At 67.9% G+C, this 6,542-nt stretch carries 6 protein-coding genes; 3 read left to right on the top strand and 3 right to left on the bottom strand.

Annotation, left to right across the window (positions count from 1 at the left end; genetic code table 11):
* The first annotated feature begins 37 nt into the window (after positions 1 to 37).
* Entirely contained in the window at positions 38 to 739 is a 702-nt protein-coding gene (locus HMPREF2914_RS27670) for a MarC family NAAT transporter (RefSeq protein ID WP_003096266.1), read from the top strand.
* Here HMPREF2914_RS27670 and argE read toward each other — a convergent pair.
* The 3 genes from argE to HMPREF2914_RS27685 all read right to left on the bottom strand — a co-directional run bounded on the left by argE (position 712) and on the right by HMPREF2914_RS27685 (position 3,958).
* Positions 712 to 1,866 carry an acetylornithine deacetylase gene (gene argE / locus HMPREF2914_RS27675; RefSeq protein ID WP_070702876.1) on the bottom strand — a complete coding sequence of 385 codons (1,155 nt, stop codon included), beginning with the start codon at positions 1,864 to 1,866 and terminating at the stop codon, positions 712 to 714. The two genes, HMPREF2914_RS27670 and argE, sit on opposite strands and share 28 nt — an antisense overlap.
* A 99-nt stretch (positions 1,867 to 1,965) precedes the next feature.
* Complete coding sequence (locus tag HMPREF2914_RS27680) at positions 1,966 to 3,234, bottom strand: inorganic phosphate transporter (RefSeq protein ID WP_023092740.1); 1,269 nt, start codon at positions 3,232 to 3,234, stop codon at positions 1,966 to 1,968.
* Between the two features lie 46 nt (positions 3,235 to 3,280).
* Positions 3,281 to 3,958 carry a TIGR00153 family protein gene (locus HMPREF2914_RS27685; protein ID WP_003096272.1) on the bottom strand — a complete coding sequence of 226 codons (678 nt, stop codon included), beginning with the start codon at positions 3,956 to 3,958 and terminating at the stop codon, positions 3,281 to 3,283.
* A 113-nt stretch (positions 3,959 to 4,071) separates the two neighbouring features.
* Here HMPREF2914_RS27685 and HMPREF2914_RS27690 point away from each other — a divergent pair, with 113 nt between their 5' ends.
* Positions 4,072 to 5,436 (top strand): CYTH domain-containing protein, encoded by a 1,365-nt coding sequence (locus HMPREF2914_RS27690; protein ID WP_009314472.1) that lies wholly within the window; start codon positions 4,072 to 4,074, stop codon positions 5,434 to 5,436.
* A 37-nt stretch (positions 5,437 to 5,473) separates the two neighbouring features.
* Positions 5,474 to 6,542, top strand: a 1,069-nt coding sequence (locus HMPREF2914_RS27695) for a GspE/PulE family protein (protein WP_049266937.1), incomplete at its 3' end; no start/stop codon positions are given.

A 6,542-nucleotide genomic window follows, 5' to 3' on the forward strand; every position in this document is an offset into this window, starting at 1 on the left:
GCCGTCCGGCGCGCACCCACGCGAACGAGGAAAATCCATGAGCGAATACTTCCATCACGTCCTGGTCGGCCTGCTCGCCGTGCTCCCGGTAGCCAACCCGCTGACCAGCGTCTCGCTGCTGCTCGGCCTCGGCGGCAGCCTGCCGCCGGCGGAGCGCAACCGGCAGATATTCAAGGCCAGCCTCTACGTGGCGCTGATCATGCTGGTCAGCTTCTACGGCGGCAGCCTGGTGATGCAGGTGTTCGGCATCTCCATTCCCGGCCTGCGCATCGCCGGCGGGCTGATCGTCGCCTATATCGGCTTCACCATGCTGTTCCCCGCCACCACGCCGGACGAGACCGAAGTCCAGCACGACCTGCTGTCGGACGAGGAAAAGATCACCCCGCACTTCCGCGACCTGTCCTTCGTTCCGCTGGCCCTGCCGGGTACCGCGGGGCCGGGGACCATCGCCCTGGTGGTCAGCTCGGCGTCGACGCTGCAATCCACCTACGGAAGCATTCCGCTGTTCATCCACCTCGCGGCGATCACCGTCACCCTGCTCACCGCGCTGATCTTCTGGATCGCCCTGCAAAGCTCCGGGCGCATCATGAAGTTCCTCGGCGAATCCGGGATCGACGCCATCTCGCGAGTGGTCGGCTTCCTGCTGGTGGCGATGGGCGTGCAGTTCGTCATCAACGGCGGCTTCGAGCTGGTCGCCGGCCACGCCGCGCTTCAGTCGGCGGCGGGCGTCAGGCAGTAATGCTGGATCAGCCGGCGCAGCACGCCGACCATCGGTTCGATACGCGCCAGTTCGAGGTGCTCGTCGGGCTGGTGGGCACAGGCGATGTCGCCGGCACCGAGGACCAGGGTCTCGCTGCCCAGGCGCTGGAAGTACGGCGCCTCGGTACCGAACGCCACGGCCTCGGCGCGATGCCCGGTCAGGCGTTCGGCGACGCGTACCAGTTCGCTGTCCTGCGCCTGTTCGAACGGCGGCACGGCAGGGAACAGCGGCTGGTAGTCGATGCTCACCTTGTGCCGTTCGGCCAGCGGCCGCAGGCGCTGGCGGATCGCCTCGCGCAACTGCTCAGGCTGCATGCCGGGTAGCGGGCGCAGGTCGAATTCCAGCGAACACTGGCCGCAGATGCGGTTGGGATTGTCGCCGCCGTGAATGCAACCGAAGTTCAAGGTCGGCTGGGGCACGCTGAACTGCGGGTTGTTCCAGGCCTGCTGCCATTCCCCGCGCAGCGCCATCAGCTCGCCGATGGTCGCGTGCATCGCCTCCAGGGCGCTGCGCCCGAGGTTCGGATCGGACGAATGGCCGCTCTGCCCGAGAATCTCGATGCGCTCCATCATCACCCCCTTGTGCAGGCGGATCGGCCGCAGGTTGGTCGGCTCGCCGATCACCGTGGCGCGACCCAGCGGTCGCCCGCTTTCGGCGAGGGCACGGGCGCCGGCCATCGAGCTTTCCTCGTCGCAGGTGGCGAGGATCATCAGCGGCTGGCGGAACGGCTGGTCGAGCAGCGGCAGCAGGGCCTCGATGGCCAGCGGGAAGAAGCCCTTCATGTCGCAACTGCCGAGGCCGTACCAGCGGCCGTCGCGCTCGTCCAGGCGCAGCGGATCGCTGCTCCACAGCGCTTCGTCGTAGGGCACGGTATCGGTGTGGCCGGCCAGCACCAGCCCGCCGGGACCGCTGCCGTAGCTGGCCAGCAGGTTGCACTTGCCCGGCGAGACTTCCCGGATCTCGCAGCGGAAGCCTAGATCGCCCAGCCAGGAGGCCAGCAGGTCGACCACCGGGCGGTTGGTCTGGTCCAGCTCGGGCTGGGTGCAACTGACGGAAGACGCGGCGATCAGCGCGCCGAACTGGTCTTTCAGAGACGGCAACGGCATGGGACTCTCCACACGGATCGAGCCCCATCATGGCCTATCGCGGCAGTGGATAAAACCGTCCGTTCCGGTTCCGCCTGCGCCAGCCGACGAAGACCGCGCTCAGGCACCGAACAGCGCGCGCAGGACCAGGAAGAACAGGATCGCCAGCAACGCGCCGGCCGGCAGGGTCACTACCCAGGACAGGAAGATCGAGCCGATCACCCGCAGGTTGAGCGCGCCGATGCCGCGCGCCATGCCGATGCCGAGCACCGCGCCGACCAGGGTATGGGTAGTGGACACCGGCAGGCCGATGGCCGAGGCGCCAACCACCGTGGAGGCGGTCGCCAGCTCGGCGGCGAAGCCGCGGCTGGGGGTCAGCTCGGTGATCTCCCGGCCGATGGTCGCGATCACCCGGTAGCCATAGGTAGCCAGGCCGATGACGATGCCCACCGCGCCCAGCAGCAGTACCCAGGACGGCACCGGCGAACGGCTCACCAGATCCAGGTCGCCGCCGGCCTGGACCACCGCGACGACCGCCGCCACCGGGCCGATGGCGTTGGCCACGTCGTTGGCACCATGGGCGAAAGCCATGGAGCAGGCGGTGAAGATCATCAGCACCGCGAAGACCCGCTCGACGCTGGCGAAGCCGCCACGCGGATCGGCTCCGCCAGTGGGTCGGATACGCAACAGCAGGACGATACCCAGGCCCATCACCAGGCCGCCGGCGAGCAACGCCAGACCCAGCGTCTGGAGGCCGGAAAGCTCCAGGCCGACATGCTTCAGGCCCTTGCCGACGGTCATCAGCGCGACCATGAAGCCCGCCAGGAACATGTACAGCGGCACGTAGCGGCGCGCGCTGCGGAACGGGTCCTCGGCATGCAGTACCAGCCACTGCACGCTCCTGAACAGGGCGAAGGCGAGCAGCCCGGACAGCACCGGCGTCACCACCCAACTGGCGACGATCGGGCCGATCGCGCCCCAGTGCACCGCGTGCACCGAGACACCGACCGAGGCGAAGCCGATGATCGCGCCGACGATGGAGTGGGTGGTCGACACCGGCCAGCCCTTGATCGTCGCCAGCAACAGCCAGACCCCGGCGGCCAGCAAGGCCGAGAGCATGCCGAAGACCAGCAGGTCGGGGGTCATGTACTGCGGATCGACGATGCCGCTCCTGATCGTTTCGGTGACCTCGCCGCCGGCGAAGTAGGCACCGCAGAACTCGAAGACCATCGCCACCAGGATCGCCTGGCGGATGGTCAGCGCCCGTGAGCCCACCGAGGTGCCCATGGCGTTGGCGACGTCGTTGGCGCCGACGCCCCAGGCCATGAAGAAACCGAACAGGCAGGCGAGTACGAGGAAGGCGAAGCCGTGGTCGGCGATCAGGGACATGGGCGGGGATCCGTATGCGGGCAGAAGGCGGAAAGAAACCTGGCGCTCAACGCGCCAGCAATTGCTCCAGGCGGTTGCCGACCCGCTGGGCGCGGTCGGCGACATCGCCGATCCATTCGATGATCTGGTAGAGGAACATCACGTCCACCGGCGGCAGCTCGCTTTCCAGGCGGAACAGCTCGCGGCGCACCTCGACCTGGATGCGGTCGGTGTCGTTCTCGATCGCCTCGAGTTCCTCCACCATGCTCTCCACCAGACTGGTCTCGCGCCCGCCGAAGCCGGTCTCGAGCAGTTCGTTGAGTTCGTTGACTACCCGCAACGCCTGGGCGCTGGCGTCCACCGAGCGCTGCACGTAGGCGAGCATCTGGCCCTGCAGCGGCAGCGGGATGCGCATGCGCCGGCCCAGCATCAGCCCGGCGATGTCCTTGGCGCGATTGGCGACTTTGTCCTGTACACTGAGCAGCTCCAACAGATCGGAGCGCGGCACCGGAAGGAACAGGCTCTTGGGCAGGTGCATCCGGACGTTCTTCTTCAGCCGATCGGCTTCCTGCTCCAGTCGCACCATGTCCTGCTGAACCTGTTCGACCTGCGCCCAGTCCTCGGCGATCACCGCGCGGAAGAACGGCAACAGGCCGGCCGCGCATTCGTGGGCCTTGGCGATGTGCTGCTGCATCGGCCCGATCGGCGAACGGCCGAACAGGCTGATGAACGGATTGGTCGGCATGGAACGCCTCCCTGGTGGAAATGCCGAAAAGTATAGGCCACCCACCCCGCGCGCCTTTGATCTGGAACACCTTCACCCGCGGACGCCTGGCGTCCCGAGCCGGACATCGCCCCATGCAGAAAGAAACCGAAATCAAACTCCGCGTCAGCCGCGCCACCCTGGAAGCCTTGCAGGAGCACCCGTTGCTGAAGAAGCGCAACAAATCGGGCTGGGAGCGCCGCGAACTGTACAACCAGTACTACGACACCCCCGGCCGCGAGCTGGCCCGGGCCAAGGTCGCGCTGCGCATGCGCCGCGACGGCGAGCAGTACATCCAGACGCTGAAGAGCCGCGGGCAGAGCGTGGCCGGGCTGTCCGAACGCAACGAGTGGGACTGGTACCTGGAAAAGAACAAGCTCGACCTGAAGAAACTCGACGACAAGTGCTGGCCGGCGGCCCTCAAGGACCTCGACAAGAAGCAGCTCAAGCCGATCTTCAGCACCGACTTCGTCCGCCAGCGCGCCGAGATCGCCTGGGGCCGCGGCAAGGCCAGGGTAGTCGTGGAGGCGGCGCTCGACCTGGGCAAGGTGGTCGCCGGCGACAACCAGGAGGAAATCTGCGAACTGGAGCTGGAACTGCGCCAGGGCGATGCCGCCGCGCTGCTGGAGCTGGCCGCGGAACTGGCCGCCGACCTGCCGCTGATGCCCTGCGACATCAGCAAGGCCGAGCGCGGCTACCGCCTGTTCGACCCGAACAGCTACGAGGTCGATCCCCCGGCGCAGAAACTGCTGGCGGAAACCCCGCTGGACGGTGCCTTCGCCGCCATCGCCTGGTACCTGCTCGGCAGCAGCCAGCGACTGGCCGAACAGTATCGCTTCAACGGCCACTGGCGCCTGCTGGAGGACTGGCTGCAACACCTGCAGGACCTGCGTACCCTGCTCGGCAGCCTCGGCCAGGCGGTGCCACGCGCCAGCAGTCGCGAGCTGCGCGAAGCGCTGGACGCTCTCCTCGCCGACTGGGCGCCGCGCATCGAGCGCGGCCGTGACGACGAGACGCTACGCCAGCAGGCGCCGCAACTGTTCCGCGGCGAACTCGACGAGACCCGCTGGGGCCTGTTCTCCCTGAATGCCTCGCGCTGGCTGCTGGCCAAGGCCTGGACCGAGTCGCGCAACGAGCGCGGCAACCGCCAGGGCGCCGCCGCGCTGGGCAAATGGCTGCTGCGCAGCCTTGCCGAAGAAGCCCAGGCCACGCCGCTGGCGCGCGCCCACCAGCATCCCGAGCTGCTTCCCGACCAAGCGCCGCGCCTGCAGCGCATGCTTACCTGGTTGCGCCTGGCGCGCGGCGTGCTCGACCTGCCGGAAGCCGACCGCCTCTACGGCGAACTGGCCAAGTTGCTGGAGCTGCTGCGGCAACCTGTCGATGCCGAGCGCCTGGCTGACCGCGCCACGCAGGCCCATACTGTGCTGACGCTCAAACCCTGGAAGGCGCTGATGAAATAAGCTTCGCCGCTACCGCCATCATCCGAAGGGAGTCTGCATGTCCGTGTTCGCCACCGCCGCCCAGGACCGCCTGCTGGACCTAGGCGACCTGCTCCGCGAGCTGGTCGCCCAGGGCCGGGTCGGGCAGGAGCAGGCCGAACAGTGCCTGGCGATCCGCCGCAGCGCGGTGCGCAACCAGCAGCATCCGCTGGAGTTCCTCGCCGCGCAGCAGGTCGAGGATCTCAAGCGCCCCGGACGCAAGCTCGACCTGGAGACCCTCACCCAGTGGCTGGCCGAGTACGCCGGCCAGCCCTACCTGCGCATCGACCCGCTGAAGATCGACGTCGCCGCGGTGACTCCGCTGATGTCCTACGCCTTCGCCCAGCGCCATGGCATCCTCGCCGTCGCGCTGAGTCCGGAGGAAGTCACCATCGCCAGCGCCCAGCCCTTCGTACAGGGCTGGGAAAGCAACCTGGTGCATGTGCTCAAGCGACCGATCAAGCGGGTGGTGGCGAACCCGGCGGACATCCAGCGCTACACCGTCGAGTTCTTCCGCCTGGCCCGCTCGGTCAGCGGCGCCACCTCGCCGGACCAGAAGATCAGCGGCGTCGGCAACTTCGAGCAGTTGCTCAACCTCGGCGCCGCCGACCAGGAGCCGGACGCCAACGACGCGCACATCGTCACCATCGTCGACTGGCTGTTCCAGTACGCCTTCCAGCAGCGCGCCAGCGACATCCACATCGAGCCGCGCCGCGAGCAGGGCACCGTGCGCTTCCGTATCGACGGCGTGCTGCACAACGTCTACCAGTTCCCGCCGCAGGTGACCATGGCGGTGGTCAGCCGCCTGAAGTCGCTGGGACGGATGAACGTGGCGGAGAAACGCAAGCCGCAGGACGGCCGGGTCAAGACCAAGACCCCGGACGGCGCCGAGGTGGAGCTGCGCCTGTCGACCCTGCCCACCGCCTTCGGCGAGAAGATGGTGATGCGCATCTTCGACCCCGAGGTGCTGCTCAAGAGCTTCGACCAGCTCGGCTTCTCCGCCGACGACCTGCGCCGCTGGCAGAGCATGACCAGCCAGCCCAACGGCATAATCCTGGTCACCGGCCCCACCGGCTCGGGCAAGACCA

This window comes from Pseudomonas sp. HMSC067G02, assembly GCF_001813485.1.
Lineage (GTDB): Bacteria > Pseudomonadota > Gammaproteobacteria > Pseudomonadales > Pseudomonadaceae > Pseudomonas > Pseudomonas aeruginosa.